The organism is Bacillus sp. FJAT-44742, assembly GCF_002797315.1.
Classification (GTDB): Bacteria; Bacillota; Bacilli; order Bacillales; family Marinococcaceae; genus Thalassorhabdus; species Thalassorhabdus alkalitolerans.
In genome coordinates this window covers 1,331,105-1,354,450 of record NZ_KZ454936.1, presented here as the reverse complement: position 1 = coordinate 1,354,450, position 23,346 = coordinate 1,331,105, and the positions used below count along the sequence as shown (strand labels likewise).

Below are 23,346 nucleotides of genomic sequence, written 5' to 3'. Positions count from 1 at the left end.
TGACTGTATGCCTTCTTTTTCTTGTATTCAGCGAATTCATTTTGGTTCATCATAAGCCTCCTCAGAATGATCATCAGGTCACTGCTTTAAATTATTATCTTTCAGCCAGCTGCAGACTTATTTCTTCTAACCAGGCAATTGATTTTTCTTTTAGCTGAGGGCGAGGATGTTTGTAGAAAGGGTGTGTATGATACTTTATGCCGAATAGCGGCCTGTCAATATGAAGTAAGACGTTAAGAGCAAGCTCCCGGATCAGCTTGTTAGCACCCCACCCGGCAATGATCCTTGGGGTGTCTGATACCATTCGTCCCAGTTCCTCTTTTCTTTCCTTTGAAAAAATAGTGTGAGCTTCAAAATCATTTCTTTGAAATTCCATAAGCTTTTCCTTAAAAAGGTCTATTTTACCTGCGCAAATATCAGATAAGTTAATCATATACACGCAGTTCCAGTTTTTTCGGTTCATCAGTCTCATGATTTGATATTGGGTAGGGTCTGGTTTTGCTTTGACAAATGGGAGGGTTTGAAGATCTTTAATCATAGCAGGGATCTTGATGGATGGATCGGCAGGAGTGCAGCTTCCAGGGTTAACAAGGATAAAAACAGCATCTTTTGTATAGGGGGCGTTGATATCTTTTCGAAGGATTCTAGCTTGGTTTCTGCATTGGTGGTCTTTGTTTTGCAAGGTAATGTTGTAAAAGCTTCCTTCCACTTCAAAGTCTTTTTTCAACGTATCCGCAGGGGTAAATTCCATTTCACAACCACCTTTCAAATATTTGGTACTTTTTTTATATCCTCCCTTTCTGCTTACCCTTGCCCAAATTTGGTAATGGTTCAAGTGCTTCTAATAAACTGGACTCGCAGGGTACTAATGATAAATGTTATACAATTTTTTGGACTCTTCTTTCATTCTTTGAATAAGCGCTGGCGGAGACAGAACTTTGGCATCACTTCCCCATGTAAGCAGCCAGCGGACAAGACCGTCACTAATAACAGCGGTAACGGAAATACGAAAGGTGTGTGCATTATGCTGACGAATCTGGGTCTTTAAGCCGAAACGGCCAATCACCACATTAATCAGGTCATTGTCAAATTCAATTTCTATATTGCGCTTTTCTCCTGAGTACATATGAAACAACGTATTTGTGTAGGTCGTCATATCAAAGTCAGGGTCAGGAATAAACTTTCTATCCTCGGTTCTTATGTTTATCATCCGGTCAATCCGGTAATGTCTCATATCCCCTTCGGGCTCATATTCGCCAATTAGATAGTAATTGTCGTGATTCCATATAACGGCGTATGGCTTTACACAGTAATAGTCTCCGCTTCTATTCAACTGGAACTCTTTTCCCAAATCATACTTTCCATACTGAAATTGAATAACTCTTCGTTCCGAAACCGCTTCATGCAGCCCGTGAATGATCCTTTTCACTCTCTTGTTTTCTGTTTTTGTGCCTTCAGAGAGCAAAATTCTATTTTCAAGCTACCTGGCAAGATTCACACTCGTTAGCTCCCTTAGCTTCTTGATCAGCTTTTCTGTTTCAGATACCGTAATAAACTTCGCTGCAGACACAGCATCTATAAGTACTCTCAGCTCATGAATCTCAAACAGCCTGGTTTGATGGCTGTACGTTTTCTCCATGCCGTTTTTGGGCTGGTATTCAATGATGTCAAATAAGCCAGAAGAGGCTAATTCCTTTATGTCATCTCGTACTGCTTTTATGGATACATCCTGTTCATACTCCTCCTGAAACAGGTCAACCAGCTCTCGTATCGTTACTTCATGAAACTCGTCTGTATGCTTTTTTAACAGGTTTCTTGTCTTCAGAAGCCTTTCCTTGGTGGAAAGGTTTGTTCTCATACCCTCACTTCCTTTAACCACTTAATGTAATGAAAAGGGTTCTCGAAAACATTAAAAAACCCTCTGCATCGAGTGATGAAATTTAAATTACCTGTAAATTCCAAAAAACAACAGTATAATTAGGCTATATCGAAATAGGAGTAAGGAGAGAAAACTTTATCCTATGGAGGAGGGATGGTGTGCGACAAAAACTTTTATAGGTTTAAAGATGTAGCGGAGCTGTTGATCCGTGGAAAGAGGACCAGGGAAGCCTTTAAGGAAGGTGATCGGAATGTTTTTCGGGAAATTTCGTTTGAGAAGAAAACGGATGTGGAAGAAACCTAAGGCCAAGTTCGATGTGACAGATAAGAAAACATTTTACACGGAGGATGGAAAAAAGGTTCAATTTTTTCGAATGAAACCAAAAAAATAGCCAATACATGCAAAAAAGAGGATCAAAACGCCATGTTCTAGATAGGGCATACGTGCCCCCTCAAAGGCCGAATTGGTCTTTTTTTGTCTACCACTTTCTTTTCTGAACCTTTCGCATCTTCTCATACTCCCTGTAGATAGGATCTTCCTTCTCTGTTGGTGGATTATTTTTCAGGTATTCCTTTAAAGCAGCCATTACCTTGCTATCTCTACTCCGTACGATCTCATTCAAGTCATATTTTCTGCGCTCTTTAAACGCAGGGTCAATGGCATGCATTTTCCCCACAGAATCAAACTGTTCCTTAGGAAAGACGGTCACTGTTCATCTTTAAGCCTGCCTTCTTTTGCCCATTTTTCAACGGTATCAATGGAGACATCAAAAAGCTCTGCGACGTCTTTTGCTGTGTAATACTCTTTCAATAATTGTACACCTCCAGTAAATAAATACCCTATAATCCCAAAGGCTGCGTAACATGTATAGGTCTCATTCCTTTTCCAGCCTCCTTCCCTTCTCTGTAACTGATGGGACATCTACGAACAATAAGAGAAAATCGGAAAGAAGGTGCGAAAGACACCGAAAAGAAAGTGGGAGCCTTCTATAGACACCAAGAGGGACAGTCACCGTTCCTGGGACACATTTATACCCTCTCTAGAACATGCAATCCTCTTTTTTGGTCTCCCCATGTTTATCCACACAGTAGAGCTCCTCTATGATAGTCCTGCAGCAATATCATTCTTTCTGTTTCTTTTTCATAAAAAGAAAGGATATCTCCTTTCCTTCTTTTGTTCTGATTACCTTTTCTTCAGTGACTTCGTACTTCTCCCCTTCTTTTTTCATCCGTCTAATCTGAAACCAAGACAACTTTCGTGAAAAAAACATTTCCGTCACCTTCCTTTAGGGGATAAGAGAGCATTAAGCTAAACTTAGTTGGGCTTATTCTTGTTGACCTTCACCTTTTCTTTTATTATATCATTCATATGTATAATGTTGGAAAAATGATTTGGTTTATCGGGCAGCGGAATTCCCCTGTTTATTTTCAAGAATAGTTGTTTGAAGTTAATCTCCTCCAAGAAAATTCCATTCTTTACAGCTTGGTGTGATCCATATTCCGTGAAAAAAAATAAGACGACAGAAGCCTTGAGTAGCTTTTGTCGTCTTAATAACACCTTATAATTTAACACCAGTTTTGATAGGATTAAATATCTTTTCCACTTTTTGATGCCCGTCATTTTCCTTGTACTCTTCTACCCTTTCAAAGTTAAACGCTTCCATGATTGGTAAATCATTCGTAGAGAAAAGGTACGCCTCTTTTGAATCTGAGGTATTCACATGTTCATGCCAGCACCAGGTAGGAACCACCAAAAAGTCTCCCTTAGACCAATCAAATCGTTCTCCTTCTACAATTGAGTAACCTTCACCTTCAAAAACATGGTAAATTGTGCTATGGACATGTCTATGAGCTTTCCCTTTAAATTTCGGATCTAGCCTTTGCATGCGCGCTCCAATTCGATCCACTGCATCTCCACCGGTAGTTGGGTTTATATATTCCACTGCATATCCGTCATAAGGATCTGCCTCTAATTTAGAAAGACCTTCGATCCCTGCTTTTGTTTTTTCCCATGTATAACGTCCTAGTGGAGCTATTTTTTCTTTACGGTCACTGATTGGACGAGTCATCCCACCGTTATACCTCTTTATACTATAATCATCTTCTACAAGCAGGTCTTGTTGTTTTTTTTCATGAAACTCGGTAAAACACGTAGATAGAAACTTGGTAAAGGGAACATCAAGGCAGTCCATCCATAGTACCTCTTCATCATCAATGTTTGTATGATCATGCCAGGTCCAGGTTGGTGTAATTAAGAAGTCTCCCGGTTCAAAATTGATTCTCTCACCATTTACTCGCCCTTGGCCTCCATGTCCGTCAATAATAAAGCGCAAAGCAGTGGTTGTATGCCGGTGAGCTGGAGCTATTTCTCCTGGCTTGACAGCTTGAACTGCAGCATATAATGTTTGAGTGGCACCGCCCCAACCAACAGGTTCTAAATCTTTCATCCCTGGGTTAATTAAAAAGACTGCTCGGCGGTCTGCCCCATCACCCACCGTTAAAAGTTCTTCAGCTTCTTTTAGCCGTTTTTTTATAAGGTCGCTTTTCCAAAGGTAGGGAATGGGTTTGGATTTAGGTTCAATGGTATTTAACTCGTGTATGGATGACCAAAGTGGACCTAGATTCTCTTCTTCTAATTTCTCATGTAGCTTCTCAAGCTCTTGGTTAGAACCAGAATTCATCTTTACCCCTCCTATTTATAATCAACAGAGACCTTAAACTCTCCAACTCTTTCAATTTGCAGGGTTACTTTATCTCCAGCTGTAATGGGCCCAACTCCTTGAGGGGTGCCGGTTGTCAGGATATCACCCGGTTCTAGTGTCATAACAGCGGAGGCTGCTTCTAAAAATTTATAACAATCATAGATTAAGTCTCTCGTATTTGCTTCTTGACGCTTTTCTTCATTTACCCAAAGATTCAAGTCTACTTCATTGGGAGTATCTAGTTCATCCGCTGTGACAATCCAAGGACCGATCGGAGTAAAGGTGTCAAACGATTTTCTCCAAGGACGATCTTCTTTTCCCCGTACGGTTATGTCTAGTAATCCAAAATAACCAAATATATATTTATGGGCCTCGGAGGCGGGAACATCTTTCGCTTGTTTATCTACGATGAAAGCCAGCTCTGCTTCATGGTCTGTTCTGCGATCTTTGAAAGGAAGTTTTATCGTATCCTCCGGACCAATGATTGAAGAAGGCGCTTTCAAGAAGAACCCTAATTTTTCAATCGTATACTCGGCATTGTTAAACTGTTCATTCATTTCATCTTGGTGAAGATAATAGTTTACCGGGGCCGCTACAATTTTCCCAGGATTTGGAACTGGTGCATTTAGTTTTACCTCGGAAAGATTTTGGGCCAAGTTTTCCGTAAGCTTTTCCTCGATTAATTCCTTGTTGCTTTTGTAGCTTTTCATAAAAGTAAGTAACGAATCTTGTGGGTGATCTGCATCCCAAAAAATTATATCTGTCACATCATAAATTTTGTCGTCCTTTACAACTCCAACCTTTGTTTCGTTATATAAAGCAATTTTCATGTGTGAAACACCCCTTAACTCATTATGTGAGATTGCCAACTCATTTATTAACTTAAGCATAGCAAAAGAGAACTTAAATAGTCAAGAATATTTAGTTTATTTTTACTTGTCTGTCATCTATATTTTGATTTTGCTTTTCCGTAAGATCATTTCATGCGGTTCGGCTCTTTACTTCCGCTCTTTATGAAAGTGAATGGCGTGGTGGTCTATATACTCCTCAAATACAAGCTCAGAATTTTCCCTTCCCATACCGCTCTGTTTGACTCCACCAAAAGGCATGTGCTTATATCCTAGCCGGGACTGTGCGATGCCATTGATAAAAGTAAAACCAGCTTGTAATTGTTTAGCGACATCTTTTCCAAGCTCTTCGTTATTGGTCCAAACGGAAGAACCCAGACCAAATTCTGTACTGTTAGCCATTTCAATAGCTTCTTCAAGGTCGTTGTAAGGAACAATAGGTAAAATGGGTCCAAATTGTTCTTCTTTTACCAGCCTATGATCAAAAGAAATGTCCTTTACGACTGTCGGTAACAGGTAATATCCATGTTCCCACAACTCAGGCTGAAGCTTCTTTCCTTCCGTAATGACTTCTGCTCCTTGTGCCTTGGCTTCTTGTATGAGGGTCTTAACATGTTCGAATTGTTGTTTGTTGTTCATGGGCCCAAAGGTTGCACTTTCATTCAATTGGTGGCCAACCTCAACCTCTTTTAAATGGTTAACGATTTCATGAAAGAAGGAATCATAAATGGAATGTGGAACGTATACTCTTTTGGTAGCAAAGCAATACTGCCCTGCTTTTCTAAAACTGCTTTGAATGACGGCTGCGGCTGTTTCTTCGATATCAGCATCTTCCAAAAGGATAGCTGCATCATTGCCCCCAAGCTCGAAGTGAAGATTCTTAAGAGAATCAGCCGCTCCTCGCATAATGTGTTTGGCAGTTTCTCCGCCACCGGTAAAGGAAACCATCCGAACATGAGGGTGAGAAGTTAAGGCTGAGCCTACCTTACCGTCACCATGAATAATGTTTATTACTCCCGGAGGCAGAGGGGCTGCCATTCGTTTGATAACTTCGTAAGTGCCCAGAGAAGCAAAAGGTGAAGGCTTAAATACAATGGTATTTCCGCTTAAAACAGCTGGTACAAGCTTTTGCATTGTCAATACAATAGGAGCATTCCAAGGAACGATTCCTGCAATAACCCCCTTCGGATCTTTTTCAACCTTCACCCAGCTTTCTTCATCTTCAATTAATGGAGTAGTAAAGTAATCCCTGGCCAATTCTATGAGATTCTGAATACCATCTAAAGCTAGTAAAAGTTCTGCCTTTGTTGTAGAGATTTGCATACCGTTTTCAGAAGAAACAAGTTCTGCAAGTTCATCTAGATCCTTCGTTAAAGAGGAAGCCCCTTTTTGTAAAAAAGAAATTCTTTGATCCAACGAGACGCCTTTCCATGTCTTAAACGCATCATGAGCTGATTGCACACAATCTTCTACATCAGATACTTCTCCTACCGCTACTTGTCCCACAGTTCTGCGAAAATCTCCCGGATCCGTGACTGACTGATAATTATCCTTTTTTCGTTCTTCATTATTAATCCAGATATGTGCTTGTTTCATGTAACTATCTCCTTTTCTTTAAAATGACAGCTAGAAGAAACAGCAAGAGTCATCTACACTCTTGCTGTTTCTTCTTTACTATTTATTCACTTTGTGGGATTAACTTCAGGAGGTTTCCCAATGCCTTGATCTTGGACACTGGCAATTAACGAAGAATTAATCAACCACTCCCTAGCTTTTTCAGGGTCGTTAGCCACTTCACTCAGTTCTTTTTGCAGGCGTTTTCTTTCCTGTTCATCTTGTTCTTTCATTAACTTGGTATTCTTTTCGCTTATAGCTTTTACGTAATTTTTCGCCACACGTTGACGGACTTCACTGTACTTTCTTAATTCGGCTTCTCGATTAGATCCTTCTTTAAAGATACGTACTAACCTGCGGCTGAGATCTACCGCATCGTGTATGCCACTATTAAGACCCAGACCGCCCATAGGGCTATTTAAATGAGCAGCATCCCCTACTAAAACGACTCTTCCGTTATAAAACTTATCAGCTACTCTTTGATGTATCCGATAAATGGTATTTTCTACAATTGGGAAATGGTCAGTCGTATTAAGGGCTTTTTGAATTGTCTTTTGAATATTGTGTGGATCCAGGGCTTCCTTTTCAGGTGTATCCGGTTTCACAGGGTATAGAAACCTCCACGCTTCTGGCACTCGTAAAATAAACAAAAATTCGTTAGGATCTGATATATAGTTAACATAGGCTAAATCAGGAATATAATCATGAAAATCGGTAGGAGTGCCAACCAATAACCATCGTTCTTCATGAGTATAGCCATCAAACTGCACACCTGTTAATTTCCGGACCTTGCTTCTTCCCCCGTCCGCTCCAAGCAAATAAGGAGTTTTGAGGACTCTTTCTCCTTCCGGCGTCCCTATCGTAACACTTACTTCATCTTCATTCTGGGTATAATCAACAACCTCAGAATTAAAAATAACTTCGACATTTGAACGGTCCTTTAACCGTTCAAAGACTAGTTGAACATAAGTAGCCTGAGAGCACTGTAAGCGAAACGGATAATTGGTTATGTCAGAAATTTGGCTAAAATCAAACTCTGCATATAGCCCATCATTTCGATCTCTGTAGTGGACTTTGTATGCTTTAAAACCTTTCTCCAACATACGATCAACTACACCTGTTTCTTGTTCTAATAATTCCATGGTTCCAGCGTGAAAAGTTGATGCCCGCCACTCTTTATTTGGTTCAGCTTCTTTTTCCACAAGCAACACAGGAATATCATTTAAACTAAGTATTTCAGCAAGCGTTACACCAACGGGTCCTGCACCAGCAATAACAACGGGTTGATTAGACATAATCATGCCTCCAAATATTTAAGTCTTCTTGTTAATACTTTGATTTCTAAAATAGAATTACACTCCCTTTGTGTAACTCACTAAATGAGTTGGCAATCTCATTTTATAAGTAGACTTTATCAATTTTTTAGACAATTGTCAATATTTTGTGCTTTAATCACTCAACTAAAAATAAAAAACCCTCACTATTGGACAGTGAGAGGTTATACATATACCTTAGAATGAGCTGGGGAAACTATTCTTTCTTTTATAAGACGTTCAATCTCCCTCATAACTGCTTGCTGGACGCACCCCTGCTTTGTTTTAGAAACGTTCCTTTCTGGTGTAAATCCAAAAACAATCGTGCGTATCAAACCATTCTCTAATTGCTCATAATAGTCTTTAAAATGCAACAAACATGAACAGGCAGTTGAGTTTAATAAATCACCAATATGGCATGGTTGATAATAAATCGTCTCCATTTTCATATTGCCTAAAGAGTTAAAATAAACCTTGTATCTTTCATCTAGATAGTCATTTTTCAATTCTAAAACACTAACACCTTTGGCAGGATCGATGACTTCTTCATTTTCAACTTTTAGCCAAGTCGTTTCAAGTGCTTGTATTTTAAGAAGCGAACTAAAATGAAAAATCTCCATGTTATGATATGTCGCCAATTGTTTAACCTCTTCGAATGATGCAATATCCCCTTGTTTATTTAATATCTCACAAACGGTTGCGATCTTCCCTAACCCCTTCTCTTTCACTGCTACCAAAGCAGCTTCCGCAATTCCCTCCCGTTCAAGAAGCTTGTTAGGTTTACTGATTAAAGGGAAAACATGTCCAGGTCGTTGAAAATCTTTTGGTTCAGTCATTTTGTTATCAAACGAAGCTATTGTTTGATAACGTTCAAAAGCAGAAATTCCTGTTGTACTATCTATATGATCTACTGAAACGGTGAACTCTTTGTAATGATCTTCTCCTTCTTTCTTCAAGCTGTTTAGGTTGAAGCGTTTTGCCATGTCCTTTTCAATACAGACGTATACTAGTCCCTTCCCTTCTGTAATCATAAAGTTGACCATCTGTTCATTAAAATGCTTATCTCCACCTAAAAGATAAGCTACTTTTGAATGTAAATCATCATACAGTACGATAGGTTTGTGGAATTGGCTTTTATGAGGATAGTTTTTTTCGTTTTCATTTCTTGTAGACATGACCTGCTCCTCCTCAGCTTTGAGCTATTTCTCCTTGATTGGAGAGTGTATGAGCTCGAGATAAAAAGACATTGATTCTAGTAACTAAACCATGACTTCCAAATTTCACTCTTCCGTTTGACTTGATTCCTTTTTCTTTATCCAAATAAAGGAGAAACTCTATGATTAGTTTTCGCCGATCAAGAATCTGAGTCGCTCCTTTTTGATAAAAGATATTCTCTATAGTGTTATACATCCCTCGGTTGATAAAAAACTCTTTTTCACAATACTTGACAAACAATAAATCGGGGAGGTGAAGAAGTTCTTTCTGCTTTTTAGAAGAGATAGTAAATGCTGCTTTTGGTTTCTTTTTATACTTGCTCATAAGATTCTCCCTTTCCCTCCCCTTCATTGTTTCGTGTGCATTGCACCAAAGAAGCTAACAGAGTCATTTATAAATCTATGAAGCCTTTCCACCATCTCCTTATCAACCACCTCGTTATGTTCATTGAAGTGATCTCGGTGAATATAAACATAGGATGGCAAGGTGTATGCTTTAAAGTATGATAGGATAGGTTTTAACTGGTTCTCCATTACAAGGTAATGATTATATGAGCCACTAGTGGCAAGAACAGAGACACCCTTATTTTTCATTGCCTCCACGGGAAGTAAATCAAATAAGTTTTTTAACGTTCCAGGTATGGAAGCTTGAAAGATGGGTGTTGCTATAATGTAACAATCAGCATTAGTAATTTTGTCGATGATTTTTCGGGTATCACCTGTGTAAGCTGAGGGATCACGACCATCACAAAATTCAACGTCAAAATCTTTTAAATTAATAGTCTCCACCTCTACCTCCGAGTACTGCTCTTTAATTTTGGAGGCTACGCTGTTTAACACTGCTCCTGTTTTACTTCCTACGATTGTTCCTGATATGGCAAGTAGCTTCACATCTCTCTCCTTTCCGGGAAAACTTTTTAATTATTACCTGATAAAAGTTCCCTTTCCTTAAAATAATTGTTGATGGTCCTTACCTTGCCGAAGTATTGTTTTAAATTAAAGAGAGCATTTTCATGTTCATTCTGTGAATAGGCTGCTGTAGCATCTTCAAGGGTGATGGTTCCATAGTTAAGCATAAACCCATGCCGAACCGTGCTTTCTACGCAGACATTCGTTGTGCACCCGGCAAACAGCACCCGATTTATACCTTGGGACCTTAAAATTAGATCTAGATTTGTTCCTAAAAAAGCATCATATCTATTTTTTTCTATAACCAAATCATTTTTCTCTGGTCTTATGCCATAAAAATCCTTCCCCCATAGCGTACTACATAGTTGCCGAACGCCTTCACTTCGACTCTCCCAGACCGGTGCATTTGAAAGTGAATGGTGATGCGTTTGAATGTAAATAATCAAACATTCATTTCTTTTTGCATGCTCCACAGCTCTTTGAACATTAGGCACAATCGATTGAACTGCCGAGACATCGATCCCTCTCTTGGCCATCATTCCGTCGGAAGAACAAAAATCATTTTGCATATCAATGATTACTAATGCTTCCTTAACTGGATTTTTTGCCAACCTCCCTGCTCCTTTCTCTCTTTTATTACTGACAAGGGAGGAAAGTGTTCCTCTCCTCCCCCTTTTGGCTATCCTTGTACTGCTTTAGGCTGGTCTTCAAGTTCATGAAGCATAGGGATCACATGTTTTCCAAGTAGTCTAATATTATTCATCGTTCTCTCGTGCGTCATATTTCCAAATTGTATATTCATATTAACTACACCAAACCCAAGCTCAGAATGATACTCTTTAAGCTTTTGTTTAATTGTTTCTGGGGAACCTACAAGAATATATCCATTGTTTACTAGATCTTCAAACTTTAATGCACCAGGTGTACCTAACCCGGCCTTGGTTTTCAAAATCTGTTGCATTGCTTCTGGTGGGATATAACCAGGTGGGAAGAAAAAGTCTCTTGGCATGACCATTAGTTTGTCAAAAAAGTACCTTGCATGTTCTTCTGCTTCACGATAAGCTTGTTCGTCTGTTTCAGCACAGTAGATAAGCACGGACCATCCTAGCTGGCTTGCTTGTGCTGTGTACCCTTCTTCTTCTGCTGCTTCCCGGTATGCATCAAAAGATTTCTTTACACTTTTAATAGAGCTAAACGTCTGCAAATAGGTATAACGCTTCTGGGCAGCAAACTTAATTGTATCCTTACTCCCCTGTGAAGGGCACCAAATTGGCGGATGAGGTTTTTGGTAAGTCTTCGGCCAGGAGTTAATATTAAACGCATCATAGTGTTCACCATGGTAGGAAGTTGGGCCATCTTCAGTCCAGGCTTTTAAAATAATATCGTGTGCTTCAAAAAATCGGTCTTTTGATTTCGTAGGATCTAGTCGGAAAGAATAGGATTCTGCTCCGATTCCTCTCACAAAACCAGAAATGATTCTACCTTTCGTGATGACATCCAGCATGGCAACTTCCTCTGCTACACGCTGTGGATGTTCATGAAGGGAAATAGCATTTCCCAAGATTGCAATCTTTGCGCGGCTTGTTCGTCTTGCTAACGTACCAGCCATTACATTAGGAGATGGCATTAATCCATAAGCAGTTTGATGATGCTCATTGACTCCAATCCCGTCAAAACCCACTTCTTCGCAATATTCCAACTCATCTAGGTAAGAATTATAAAGCTCATTTGCTAATTCATGATCAAAATGAGAATTGGAGAAGTTTACCCATGCGCTCTCATACTTATCATTAAAATCCTCAGGCATATTTTTGTAAGGCATTAAATGGAATCCAAACGCTTGAACCATTATGATCCACTCCTTCTTTATATAAATTTTGAAATTTCTTTTAGTAGTTCTTCTCGCTTTTCGATGTAAGGTAAGTGTCCAGTTTCCTCAAATACAACAAGTTTTGAATTTGGCAATGCAGCATCTAGTTTTTCTCCGTTTTCGACTGGGATAAGTTCATCATTTTCTCCCCATATAATCAAGGTTGGGACGTGAAGACCTTCCGCTCTGGACAATAATTTAGGATCATATCCCTTCTCCCACATGAGTCTTGCATGCATGGACCTATTTTTTAACATTTCGATTGGCATGCTATCTAGAGGCGGCATTTGAGGAGCTTTAGATTTATCATAAAAAAGGCGTTGAGAAAGGTCATGAATAGTCATGCTAAACGGATCAATGGATTCCACGCCAGGAATGTTTATACCGGCTACATTCGAAACCACCAGTTTTTTGACTCTGTGTTGGTGAGTCAGTGCAAATTGAATTCCAATCCATGCACCGAGGGAACTCGCACAAATGGAAACGCTTTCTACTTCCAGCAAATCGAGAAAATCACGATAATGGAAAGCTATGTCCTCGACGCTGTCCATGTGTTTGCAAACATCTGAGTCATTGAAACCAGGGTGATCTGGCGCTATTACTTCATAATGCCTGGATAACTCCTCTAAGAAAGGATTCCATCCGCCACCATTTGCGCCGTGGAGCCAAAGTACCTGTTCTCCTTCTCCTTTCCGTAAGACTCTTACATTACACCCCTTCACATTAAGGGTTTCTTCTTTATAACTAACTACTGTGCTCATCATAACTCCCCTTTCATTTCACTAGATGAGATGTCCATCTCATTTTTGTTATAATAAAAGTAGCACGAGTTTTATGCTACTGTCAATGAATTATAAAAAATATTCAGATATTTATAAAAACCGTTTACTCTTTCTGTTATGTTGGAATATAAAAAACCCTTATACAGCATGAAAATGCCGTAAGGGTTTGTTTACAGGTTTCACATCCTTCTCAACAGGTTCCCCTAATCAATCAACTAAAGTACATGCCACCGTTCACGTTAACTGTTTGTCCTGTTACATATTGAAACTGGGTGGTGCAAAGACCGAGTACAACACTAGCTACCTCTTCAGGGTCCCCAAACCTTCCTTTAGGTATTGATTGCAACAGCGCTTCTTTATGTTCTTCCGGTAAGCTCTCTAATGCTTGTCCACGCGCTGATTTCACAAAACCTGGGGAAACAGCATTTACATTGATTCCATACTCTGCTGTTTCTAGTGCAAGTTGACGTGTCATGCCTATGATGGCTGCTTTGGCTACGGCATACGGGCCTGAGGTGAAAGATTCAATTTTGTTTACACCTCGCTGGCCAGCTATGGAAGCAAAATTAACAATGCGGCCATACTCTTGCTTTTTCATATAAGGAAGAACTGCTTGAGAGCAAAAAAAGGCACTATTTAAGTTAACATTAATAATTTTTTCCCATTGTTCGACGGTAGCATTTGAAATACCAAGGAGAGGCGTACTGCTTGATGTAGCAGTAGAGTCGGAGCCACCAGCCACACTTTCTCTATCTGTCTTGCTGGTGCCCCCTACATTGTTTACTAATATATCAATCCGTCCTTCTTTTTTAATCACAGTGTCTACCGTTTTTTTAATTTCTTCTAGATTGCTAACATCTACATCGTAACTAGAAGCAGATATGCCCTTCGCCTCTAAATCGTGTACAGCGCTTTCCAAGTATGTCTGATCAATGTCACCTATCACAATCTTGGCACCGTGGTTGCCCAGATGATTCGCAATGGATCGTCCAATACCTAGAGGGTGTGCTGCTCCTGTTATCAAAGCGACTTGTCCTTTTAAACTATACATACTAGATACCTCCCCTTATACATTGTTAGAATCTAAAAACAGGCTTAACAACTTTTTTGCGAATAGCATCTTCAAATGCTTTTTCCGCCTCATGTATGGAATAGAGTGTGATAAGATCACTTAACTCTAGTTTTTTAGTTGCTAATAAATTAATTGCTTGCCGAAAGTTGTTCCATTTATAAGCGCAACTTGAACGAATACTTATCTCACTTCTCACTAGGTGGGTTAAGTCTATTTGGGCAGGGCGCGAATAGAGGCCTACAAGGGTGACCACACCACCTTTTTGTAACACCTGTAAACTCGATTGAAGCGCAAGGGTAGATCCTGAGCATTCAATGACTACCCCTACTTTATCTGTTTTAAAGTGATGTTGAAGATAAGTAGTCATTTGTTCCTTTTCTACATTCACTGCGTGGAAACCATTCTTTCGCAACAACGGTGACCTCGCTTTTTCATCATCTGACAGTCCAGTTATAACCGGGATCGCTCCCATTGACCGAACGACGCAGGCTGTAAGTATACCAACGGGACCAGGTCCTGAAATTAGAACCAGCTCGCCGGGGGTTACGTCACAATTGTCTACAACCGCATGAATTGCTACTGCTAAAGGCTCAACCAGACAAGCTTGCTCAAAAGACAACTCTCGAGGAACTTTGTGTAGGTATTTTGGTTTCGTCACGATTTGCTCCGTAAAAACACCATCCATCTTCATTCCCCTTACCTCAAACTCGTTGCATAAATGAGTGTTTCCTTGCATGCAAGAAGAACACTTTCCACAATACAAAATGGCCTCCACTACAACAGGATCACCTGGAACAAAATCTTCTACGTTTGATCCAACCTCTATAACCTCTCCTGCACATTCATGCCCCATCGTAATCGGGGTGTTTATATAGTGATGAGTTGGCGAAAAAGTGTATGCGTGAATATCAGACCCGCACACAGACGCTGTTTTGATTCGTACGGTCACCTCATTTTCAGTACAGGTAGGCAGTGGAACTTCCTCTACCCCGATGCTTCCATATTTTCTCTCTTGCTTTCTTATCGCTTTCACTAGGACCTATCCTCCCTGCTTATAAGTAAAGAATCTTTCTTCTCTTTGAAATACTTACCCTTGTAACCCATACGGACGGATATCTCTTGTGTTGCTTTCAAAAGGAGATGTTCGGCCTTTGCAAGTTCTGGTCCTTTTAGCTGAACAGAGGGACCTACAATCCCGACGGCTGCTTCAGGTTGCCCCTTTTGATTAAAAATCGGCGCTCCCACTCCTGTAACACCTATTGTGGTTTCATCCTTTTCTGTAAACAGACCTTTTGAACGAATATCATCAAGCCTACGCATTACTTTCTCTTTCTTTGTTACTGTATATTTCGTTCGTTTAGGAATATCTTTATCCAAGATCCGCTCTACCTTATCTGTTTCTTCAAAGGCGAGTAAGGTATATCCCAAGACCCCATATACGTAAGGACGGCGTTGGCCTACGACTGATGAAAACTTTAAGCCTTCACTGTTTTCTTTAATGAAAACATATATGATGTCCTCTTCATCCCCTAGCGCCATTACAATCGATTGTTTCGTATCTGCCTGTAAGCGTAGGAGAATATCTTCCGCTTCTTGATACACATCAAGGGAAGAGGAAAGAAACACTCCCATTTCAATCAGCTTAAGCCCTGGTTTATAGTTTTGTTCTTTTTCATCAAACTCTACCATTCTTCGACTCTCAAGCGTACATAAGATCCTATAAACCGTAGACCTGGGGATTCCTGTGTATTCAACGACCTCTTCTAAAGTGAGCTTTTCATTAACCGTAGTAAATGCTTGTAAAACATCTATGCTTCGTTCGATCGATCGTATGGGATTAAATTTAATTTCTCTCATGTTTACCATTCCTCTAATCATTTTTCCAGGTAACGAAAAACGCGGCTTCTAAAAAACTCAGGAAGAAACCGCGTCTTTTTTACATTACGTTTAATCATTTTGAAGTTTATAATTCTCTTTGGTAGTTAAAGGTTGAAAATCTTTTTTTTTCAATTTCCATTCATTTAGAATGAAAAGAATACCAAGAACAAGACCTGAATAGTTTAAAATCCAGCTATACTCCCACATGGTATAAGGCATAAATAGAAATGCGGCTATAACTGTGACTATGATCCTTTTTCCGTAATGTAAACGATCAAAGAGATATCCCTCTACTCCCATGGCCAAGAGGTAACACGCAAAGACAGCTGTAGCTAAAGAAATCCCAGTTGCTACCCATGCTTGACTACCATCAAGGTTTATTAATAGTTCCGGTGCATAAACGAATAAAAATGGGACAATGTATGCAACAATGCCTAATTGCATGGCCCGGAACCCTATTTTATGTGGACTGCCCTGAGCAATAGGTGCAGCAGCAAAGCACGCAACAGCAATTGGCGGAGTAAAATTAGAGACGATGGCAAAATAAAAGACAAATAAGTGGGCAGCTAATGGTTCAACTCCCAATTGTATAAGAGTGGGAGCAACGAGTACGGCAACAACCGCGTACGCTGCTACAGAAGGCATACCCATGCCTAGAACAATACAGACCAGGGCACTTACGATCAAAAGTGTCAGCAATCCATAATCCGCAATCCCTTGTAAAAGCATACCAATATTAAAACCTAAGCCTGTAATTCCAGTTACACCCATGACGATACCCGCGGCTGCAAGTACTATCGTGATTTCTAGCATGAGTTTTCCAGTGCCAAAAAGAAGATCATACAACTTCGTAAATAGTTTTTTTCGAACCGATTTTTGCAGCAATCCTAACGTTAAAAAGGCGATAATAGAAGCATACATCCCTGATAAAGAGGGAGTATATCCAACAACAAATAAGAAATATACCAAAGATCCAAAGGCTGGGATGATTAACCAACCTGTCTTTACAACTGCTTTAAAAGAAGGCAGCATATGTGATTTTAATCCAGTAGCACCTTGTCTAGCTGAAATAAAGTCCACTTGTAAAAATAAACATAAGTAATAAAGAAAGGCTGGGATGATAGCTGCTACTGCCACTTCCACATATGGTACTCCTAATGTCTCAGCAATAATAAAGGCCGCAATACCCATCACCGGTGGGATAATCTGTCCTCCCGTTGAAGCTACTGACTCAACAGCTCCTGCTTGGGTAGAGTTAAAACCATTTCTCTTCATCAGAGGGATCGTCACATTTCCAGTGAGCAAGACATTGGAAACTGGGTTCCCAGTAACTGACCCAATAAAAGTTGACCCCAGTATGGACCCTTTAGCTGGTCCGCCTCGAAACCGACCGAATGAAAATAAGGCGATATCATTTAAAATATCTCCACCACGCATAAAAATTAATATCTGTCCAAACAGAATAAATACTAAACCAATGGTAGCTGCTAGATTTAACATGCTCATCATTGCGCTTGGATCAAGGTATAAATAATTAAAGAGCTGATCAGGGGCGGTAGCGCTTCCGCTTAGTACCCCTGGCATATACGGAGCCAGGAAACCATAAGATATAAAGCTGACCACAATGAGCAATAAAACGAGTCCAAGCATACGGCGTATGGCTTCTAACACTAATAAAACGGCAAGAGCACTAATAATAAATCGTTCGGTTGTGACTTGTCCGATCATTAACATAATACTTGGGTAAAAAAACAAGAGATACCCACCCACAGTTAAGCCAGTAACGGCAAGAATCCAATCATACCAAGGAACTTTGTTTTTAGGCGAGTTCTTCGTAGCGGGGATAACAAGAAAAACCCCAAATAGAATAAGCGCAAAAAACAAACCAAAATACTGTTCATTAAAAAGAGTAAGACCCATTTGTTGGTGGACATTTAAAACAAACAAAATCCCAACTACAGGAATCATTGTTAAAGAAGCACTGACTAATATATTCATAAATTTATTCTCAAATTTACGGTATCTTTGCTGCTGGGCTTCTTTCGGAGGTCTTTGATTGGTTGTTTGCACTTTTTTATCTGACATAGAACTTTCCTCCTGCATAAACTATATTGAGAAAGATAAGGAGAAGAAAGACAATACATCACTAAGAGATTCTTATCGTTGTATTGCCTTAAGAAAAACTCCTATTTTCAAATAGATTTAGTCTCCAGTTAGTTCATCTTGGGCTTCCTGAGCTTCTTCAGTCCAAATCCCCTGGTCTTCAAAAAACTCGATTGCTCCTTCGTGGTATGGAATCTCAGGGTTTTCATCAAACATTTGCTCTGGCTCCCATGTACTTAGCCAAGGATGAATATCATGTAATTGCTCGTGATTTTCCCACAATGTTTCCAGAACTTCATAAACCGTATCATTATCCATATGTGTAGAAGAAATAAAGTAGTTTGGATATTGAATCCCAGTTGTCTTCTCTGCTAGGTATCCTTCCGGGTCCACAGTCGTCATTTCAACTCCAGGAACTCTTTTTTCAATTTCTTCAAAGACTTCCTCTGAAACGCTTTCAATTTCATCTGGTCCATAATCATCTAAAAAATCAAAGCCAGCAAGTCCGGTCGCATTATGAGCTTCCTGCATTAGAGGCGTAGATGGCACAAGAGCAAAAGTAGCATCCACTTGGTTGTTTTGAAGGGCTTCTACTCCCCTGTCAATGGAAGGAACTGGTACATTATTTACATCATCCCAAGTCAATCCATTAGCATATAACGTTGCTTCCGAGATAAGCCTTGCTATAGTGGCTCCGGAAAAGTCTGACGCTACACGCTTGCCCTCCAGGTCTGCCACACTCTCGATACCAGAATCTTCTCTGACTGCCAGTCCAGTTGCTTTAATAAAATTACCTCGTACAAGTAGTCTCAGTTCATCCATTGACTCCTCGTATCCTACTTCCTCGTTTCCTTGATAAGCAAAAACCATGTCTGGTGCACTATCAACGCCAAATCCTATGTTTCCTTCATTTAATTGAGAAAGCCACGCATTAATCCCTGCATAAGGTTGAATAGAAGTTGACACATCGGAGTTTTGGTTAATCATACTGGCTAATCCATTTCCCACGGCGTTAACGGATGTCCCTTGAGGAGAAGTGGCAAAACTATAGGATCCACCATTTCCATTTTCAGCTTGTTCCACTTCTGGTTGTCCCTCATCCGTTCCCGTTTGCTCGGAGCCAGCAGATGAGTCGTTTCCCTCTCCACATGCAGTTAAGAGCAAAACGGTTCCCCCTGTAATTAACATACCTTTGTAAAATTTTCTCATATCTTCACCCTCTTAAATAAGATTCTTGTTTCAACATCAAGAGAACTAATTACCAAAATAAACCAACAAAGATAACGCTTTCAAAAATACCTAAAGGAACTAATGTCTAGTAAAATAGTAGTGCAGTCTACATGGGACCTCCTCACTTTGTACATTCACCTTTTACTCACTATGTGAGTTCATTAACTCATTATTTGATAAAAGTATAGCAATTATTGTGAGACTAGTCAATGTTATTTAAATTTTTGTAATTGTTTGAATTTAACGTTCTTTTGAGTAATATTAACTCGTCTCAGTAAGAGTGGAAGATAGAGTTTAAGACTATGTAAAAAAGATTATTGTACCTTTTATAAGGTGTTTGATCCTTTCCTACTTATTTAGATTGGTTAACATTTCTCTTCCTTTAGAATTTTGATATAATTACCATACAAAAATGAAATTACTTTCTCGATGTATGAGTTAAAATGTAGGGGGGAAGCCCATTGCGTAATGTTAAAATGAATCCCATTCGTTCTGTCGACCGCGCAATCGATATATTATTAGCTTTTTCCGCAGATACACCTGAACTAAGTATTGAGGAACTAGCAAAGAAAACAGAAATACCTAATTCCACTGTTTATCGTCTCTTGTGTACGTTAGAAAAAAGGAGTCTCGTTCATTTCAATGAAAAAACAATGAAATATAAACCAGGTGTTCAACTCTTTGCCCTAGGGTCTCTTACTCCCTATGTTCTAGACGTTCGGGAGGAAGCACAGCCGATATTAGAAAATATCTTTGAAAAAACAGGACAAACCATTATTATGTCAGTACCTGATGGGGATGAGATCATTTATGTATTTAAAAAAGAAAAAAACCATGGGCTAAAATTTTCTTCTTCTATTGGACAGAGAAGACCTTATATTTACGGGGTACTCGGCCCAAGCATATTAGCTTTTTTTCCGGAAAAAGAGAGGGAGCGCATTTTAAAAATTCCTAGACCAACATACACGACAAAAACGATAACCGATCAAACTGTTATAAATGAACGCTTAGAGAACATAAGACAAACAAAACTTTATACTGAAACTGATGAAACTACTTTAGGGGTAACCGGGGTTGGAGCCCCTGTTTTTAACATGAACGGAGAAGTTATTGCGGGTATAGGGGCAGTTGGACCTACGGTCTATATAGAAGATCAATTAGAATTGGTTCAAGAACTAATTCGAGAAGGGGCCAAAGAAATATCTCAAAAAATGGGATATACAGAGGACAATGCGGGCATCAAAATCCCGTAGAGTGAGTTAAGCAATGCTAGACCTAAGAAAAAGGCACCGAAAATATTTAGGGGGAAATAAATATTTTCCCAGCGATCTGTAACCAGCTAATTTAACCGTAAATTACCTGGCCCGCAGATCGCAGTTTTCTTTTCTCATACTGATGCTAGTAGATCCTTTTGGATTGATTGTTTGTTTTCATCAAAGATGCCACATCCCATTCCTATATTTCAATTCCTTTTGGACTACGTCCCAGAGCTTCTTTGTGGGATAGTCGCCCTTCTATAGGGTGTTCAAAGTTTAAAAGTAAATTAATCCTCTATAATCCCCCCATATAAAACATGAAAAAGCCATATCAACAAATGTTGATACCGGCCTTCAACAAACGATTAAAACACCAAGCATAAAAAATACAGAGGTCATGCACCTTATAAGGACCGTTTCAGTACCAGACGATCAATACACCTTCCAGACATAACGCTTCCAATCAGGTTTGTAAATTAGTGAGTAGGCTCCTCTAACAAGGCCTGTCAAAAAAGGAGCACACCTAAGCTAAGAGCGTAAGGGCCTATGAGTGGAAGATGGAAAATGTATCAAAAATGACCCTATAGGTCTAAAAAAAACGGAGAGGCTGCCTCTCCGTTTTTTTCTTAGCCCTCTAACGTTTGAGCCGGGCCAAAGAACTCAAAATGAATATGCTCTTCAGGAACGTCCCAGCTTTTTAAAATATAATTTACTGCTTTCATAAATGGTACCGGGCCGCAAAAATAAAAGTCTGCTTCCTTCGTTTCAATGACTGAACGAAGGAACTCCTTATCAATGAATCCTTCTTGCTTTAGAAATTCATTGCTTGTATCTTCTTGGGTGGGAGACTCAAAGCATAGGGCATAGTGTATATTCTCTCGCTCCTTAGCTAATGTTGCCACATGTTCATGCATGGCATGATGCTGTCCATTAATAGCTGCATGAATAAACGTAATCTCCCTTTCAGAATCCTTTTTTACAAGGGTATTAAACATGCTCATTAATGGTGTCAAACCTACCCCGCCGCTTATGAACACAACAGGACGTTTACTATCTTGATCCAAAACAAAGTCCCCTGCAGGGGCAGTATATTCTAATATATCTCCCTCTTTTACATCCTTGTGTAAGTAGTTAGATACTTTTCCAGAAGGGAATTCGTCTGGCCCAGACTCTCTCTTTACACTAATGCGGTAGTAATCATTTCCTGGAGCATCGGACAGGCTGTACTGCCGCATATGAGTGTACTCTTCTCCTTCAATCTTTGCTTTAAGCGTCATATATTGCCCTGGCAGAAAATCAGCAAGCTCTTTTCCGTCAGCAGGCTTTAAATAAAAAGATGTAATGACGTCACTTTCAACCACTTTTTTCTCGACGATAAATGGTCTGAATCCCTTCCAACCACCTCGTGCCTGTTCTGCTTCCTCATACATTTCTTTCTCTACTTGGATAAACACATCGGCAATCACACCATATGCCTCTCCCCATGCATTGATGATGTCATCTGTGGCGGCTTCCCCCAATACTTCTTTTATGGCCGCCAATATATTTTCTCCTACAATTGGGTATTGTTCTGGCATAATATTCAAGCTTCGATGCTTATGGGCGATTTGTTTAACAGCAGGTAATATTGTTTCTAAATGATCAATGTGGACAGCTGCGGCATAAATTGCATTGGCTAGTGCCTGAGGCTGTCTGCCCTTTTTTTGATTCGTCTGGTTAAAAACATTCAGCAGTTCGGGATGATTGCTGAACATCCGCTGATAAAAGTGAGATGTGATTTTCTCTCCATGTTCCGCTAATACCGGAGCAGTTGCCTTTACTATTTCTTTGGTTTCTTTACTTAAGGCTCTGTCAGAGCTCATATGAATTCCCCTCTTCCTCACCGTTCATTAAATATGCATTTTAAATACATATTTAATTTAACCATAAGCCGATGATGAAAATCAATATATAAAATACATATTTAAGGAAATGCCTATATGTTGTCACAAGTTATTAAACTTCATGCTCTGCAGGCAAAATTGTGTTAAGCTTTTTTTAAGAAATAGGAGGAGTGACTACTATGCAATTAACAACGTATACAGACTATTCCCTGCGTCTTCTTCTCTTTCTGGCCGTCCAGCCTGGTAAAGAACTGACAAGTATAAAAAAAGTATCAACTATATACGGCATTTCCTATAATCATTTGACAAAAGTCACCCATGAGTTAAGTAAAATGGGTCTAGTAGAAACGATTAAAGGAAGGAATGGGGGCATCCGCTTAGCGAAGCAGCCTTCCGACATTAATATTGGAGAAGTCGTCAAACAAACAGAAGATAACCTTGAACTTGTGGAATGCTTTAATGAAAACACTAATACGTGCGTTCTCAGCCCTGCCTGCCGATTAAAAGGCGTATTGAAGGAAGCTTTAAAAGCTTACCTTAACGTCCTAGAGCAATATACTCTTGAGGACCTTCTAATTAACGAGGAGACATTAAAAGAACTTTTCACTATATAATCCTTTTTGGAAGGTATATACTGTGCTAACATCCTTTAACTATTAAAAAAAGACAGGTTTATCCTGTCTCTTCATCCTGTATTCTCTTCTTTTTCACTGACCTCCAGCGCCATTTTCCGTTCCGCTCTTACAAACATTTTTCTCTTTGGTTTACCTTTCCGAATTCGCTTAAGGTATACA

At 39.6% G+C, this 23,346-nt stretch carries 25 protein-coding genes; 3 read left to right on the top strand and 22 right to left on the bottom strand.

The genetic code is table 11. The features are described from left to right. Positions 1 to 94: 94 nt before the first annotated feature. From CEF17_RS06745 to CEF17_RS06735, 3 genes are all read right to left on the bottom strand, one after another. Positions 95 to 751, bottom strand: a complete 657-nt coding sequence (locus tag CEF17_RS06745) for a DUF1643 domain-containing protein (RefSeq protein WP_100398858.1) — start codon at positions 749 to 751, stop codon at positions 95 to 97. A 114-nt stretch (positions 752 to 865) separates the two neighbouring features. Next, positions 866 to 1,429, bottom strand: a complete 564-nt coding sequence (locus CEF17_RS06740; RefSeq protein ID WP_157842961.1) for a helix-turn-helix transcriptional regulator — start codon at positions 1,427 to 1,429, stop codon at positions 866 to 868. A 51-nt stretch (positions 1,430 to 1,480) separates the two neighbouring features. Further along, positions 1,481 to 1,858, bottom strand: a complete 378-nt coding sequence (locus CEF17_RS06735) for a hypothetical protein (protein ID WP_100398856.1) — start codon at positions 1,856 to 1,858, stop codon at positions 1,481 to 1,483. 174 nt (positions 1,859 to 2,032) lie between these two features. Between CEF17_RS06735 and CEF17_RS19910 the strand changes: the two genes are divergently transcribed. Further along, the gene (locus CEF17_RS19910) at positions 2,033 to 2,182 is read left to right on the top strand and encodes a hypothetical protein (protein ID WP_157842960.1); all 150 of its coding nucleotides are present in this window, start codon (positions 2,033 to 2,035) and stop codon (positions 2,180 to 2,182) included. Between the two features lie 175 nt (positions 2,183 to 2,357). On the opposite strand, the gene CEF17_RS06730 is transcribed toward CEF17_RS19910, so the two are convergent. The 18 genes from CEF17_RS06730 to CEF17_RS06650 all read right to left on the bottom strand — a co-directional run bounded on the left by CEF17_RS06730 (position 2,358) and on the right by CEF17_RS06650 (position 19,392). Next, positions 2,358 to 2,588, bottom strand: a complete 231-nt coding sequence (locus CEF17_RS06730) for a hypothetical protein (protein ID WP_100398855.1) — start codon at positions 2,586 to 2,588, stop codon at positions 2,358 to 2,360. Next, on the bottom strand, positions 2,585 to 2,689 hold the full coding sequence (locus CEF17_RS19905) for a helix-turn-helix domain-containing protein (RefSeq protein ID WP_157842959.1): 105 nt from the start codon (positions 2,687 to 2,689) through the stop codon (positions 2,585 to 2,587). The genes CEF17_RS06730 and CEF17_RS19905 overlap by 4 nt, the downstream gene beginning before the upstream one ends. 310 nt (positions 2,690 to 2,999) lie before the next feature. Continuing rightward, the gene (locus CEF17_RS20845; protein ID WP_269799446.1) at positions 3,000 to 3,131 is read right to left on the bottom strand and encodes a hypothetical protein; all 132 of its coding nucleotides are present in this window, start codon (positions 3,129 to 3,131) and stop codon (positions 3,000 to 3,002) included. Between the two features lie 306 nt (positions 3,132 to 3,437). Further along, positions 3,438 to 4,559 (bottom strand): cupin domain-containing protein, encoded by a 1,122-nt coding sequence (locus CEF17_RS06720; RefSeq protein WP_100398853.1) that lies wholly within the window; start codon positions 4,557 to 4,559, stop codon positions 3,438 to 3,440. Between the two features lie 11 nt (positions 4,560 to 4,570). After that, a complete protein-coding gene (locus CEF17_RS06715) occupies positions 4,571 to 5,410 on the bottom strand; it encodes a fumarylacetoacetate hydrolase family protein (RefSeq protein ID WP_100398852.1) in 840 nt (279 codons plus the stop codon). A gap of 168 nt (positions 5,411 to 5,578) precedes the next feature. After that, on the bottom strand, positions 5,579 to 7,024 hold the full coding sequence (locus CEF17_RS06710) for an aldehyde dehydrogenase family protein (RefSeq protein WP_100398851.1): 1,446 nt from the start codon (positions 7,022 to 7,024) through the stop codon (positions 5,579 to 5,581). Positions 7,025 to 7,110: 86 nt separating this feature from the next. Then, the gene (locus tag CEF17_RS06705) at positions 7,111 to 8,337 is read right to left on the bottom strand and encodes an FAD-dependent oxidoreductase (RefSeq protein WP_157842958.1); all 1,227 of its coding nucleotides are present in this window, start codon (positions 8,335 to 8,337) and stop codon (positions 7,111 to 7,113) included. A 203-nt stretch (positions 8,338 to 8,540) separates the two neighbouring features. Next, a complete protein-coding gene (locus CEF17_RS06700; RefSeq protein ID WP_100398849.1) occupies positions 8,541 to 9,530 on the bottom strand; it encodes a 3,4-dihydroxy-2-butanone-4-phosphate synthase in 990 nt (329 codons plus the stop codon). Positions 9,531 to 9,543: 13 nt separating this feature from the next. Continuing rightward, the gene (locus CEF17_RS06695) at positions 9,544 to 9,894 is read right to left on the bottom strand and encodes a hypothetical protein (RefSeq protein WP_100398848.1); all 351 of its coding nucleotides are present in this window, start codon (positions 9,892 to 9,894) and stop codon (positions 9,544 to 9,546) included. Positions 9,895 to 9,917: 23 nt separating this feature from the next. Continuing rightward, the gene (locus tag CEF17_RS06690) at positions 9,918 to 10,460 is read right to left on the bottom strand and encodes an NADPH-dependent FMN reductase (protein ID WP_100398847.1); all 543 of its coding nucleotides are present in this window, start codon (positions 10,458 to 10,460) and stop codon (positions 9,918 to 9,920) included. 26 nt (positions 10,461 to 10,486) lie between these two features. Beyond that, entirely contained in the window at positions 10,487 to 11,089 is a 603-nt protein-coding gene (locus tag CEF17_RS06685; RefSeq protein WP_100398846.1) for a cysteine hydrolase family protein, read from the bottom strand. 68 nt (positions 11,090 to 11,157) lie between these two features. After that, positions 11,158 to 12,327 (bottom strand): LLM class flavin-dependent oxidoreductase, encoded by a 1,170-nt coding sequence (locus CEF17_RS06680; protein ID WP_100398845.1) that lies wholly within the window; start codon positions 12,325 to 12,327, stop codon positions 11,158 to 11,160. A 17-nt stretch (positions 12,328 to 12,344) separates the two neighbouring features. Beyond that, the gene (locus tag CEF17_RS06675) at positions 12,345 to 13,109 is read right to left on the bottom strand and encodes an alpha/beta fold hydrolase (protein WP_157842957.1); all 765 of its coding nucleotides are present in this window, start codon (positions 13,107 to 13,109) and stop codon (positions 12,345 to 12,347) included. A 232-nt stretch (positions 13,110 to 13,341) separates the two neighbouring features. Beyond that, positions 13,342 to 14,181, bottom strand: coding sequence for an SDR family NAD(P)-dependent oxidoreductase (locus CEF17_RS06670; protein ID WP_100398843.1), 840 nt, complete (start codon positions 14,179 to 14,181; stop codon positions 13,342 to 13,344). Positions 14,182 to 14,206: 25 nt separating this feature from the next. Further along, the gene (locus CEF17_RS06665) at positions 14,207 to 15,235 is read right to left on the bottom strand and encodes a zinc-dependent alcohol dehydrogenase (RefSeq protein WP_100398842.1); all 1,029 of its coding nucleotides are present in this window, start codon (positions 15,233 to 15,235) and stop codon (positions 14,207 to 14,209) included. Further along, complete coding sequence (locus CEF17_RS06660; protein ID WP_198508911.1) at positions 15,235 to 16,059, bottom strand: IclR family transcriptional regulator; 825 nt, start codon at positions 16,057 to 16,059, stop codon at positions 15,235 to 15,237. The genes CEF17_RS06665 and CEF17_RS06660 overlap by 1 nt, the downstream gene beginning before the upstream one ends. Positions 16,060 to 16,149: 90 nt before the next feature. Further along, positions 16,150 to 18,165: a TRAP transporter permease gene (locus CEF17_RS06655; RefSeq protein ID WP_157842956.1), complete on the bottom strand. Its 2,016-nt coding sequence runs from the start codon at positions 18,163 to 18,165 to the stop codon at positions 16,150 to 16,152. Positions 18,166 to 18,282: 117 nt separating this feature from the next. Beyond that, complete coding sequence (locus CEF17_RS06650) at positions 18,283 to 19,392, bottom strand: TAXI family TRAP transporter solute-binding subunit (RefSeq protein ID WP_100398839.1); 1,110 nt, start codon at positions 19,390 to 19,392, stop codon at positions 18,283 to 18,285. 482 nt (positions 19,393 to 19,874) lie between these two features. Here CEF17_RS06650 and CEF17_RS06645 point away from each other — a divergent pair, with 482 nt between their 5' ends. After that, complete coding sequence (locus CEF17_RS06645) at positions 19,875 to 20,666, top strand: IclR family transcriptional regulator (protein WP_100398838.1); 792 nt, start codon at positions 19,875 to 19,877, stop codon at positions 20,664 to 20,666. A gap of 629 nt (positions 20,667 to 21,295) precedes the next feature. Here CEF17_RS06645 and hmpA read toward each other — a convergent pair. Further along, on the bottom strand, positions 21,296 to 22,531 hold the full coding sequence (hmpA, locus tag CEF17_RS06640) for an NO-inducible flavohemoprotein (RefSeq protein ID WP_100398837.1): 1,236 nt from the start codon (positions 22,529 to 22,531) through the stop codon (positions 21,296 to 21,298). A gap of 200 nt (positions 22,532 to 22,731) precedes the next feature. Between hmpA and CEF17_RS06635 the strand changes: the two genes are divergently transcribed. Further along, a complete protein-coding gene (locus tag CEF17_RS06635; protein ID WP_100398836.1) occupies positions 22,732 to 23,166 on the top strand; it encodes an Rrf2 family transcriptional regulator in 435 nt (144 codons plus the stop codon). Positions 23,167 to 23,346: the final 180 nt, after the last annotated feature.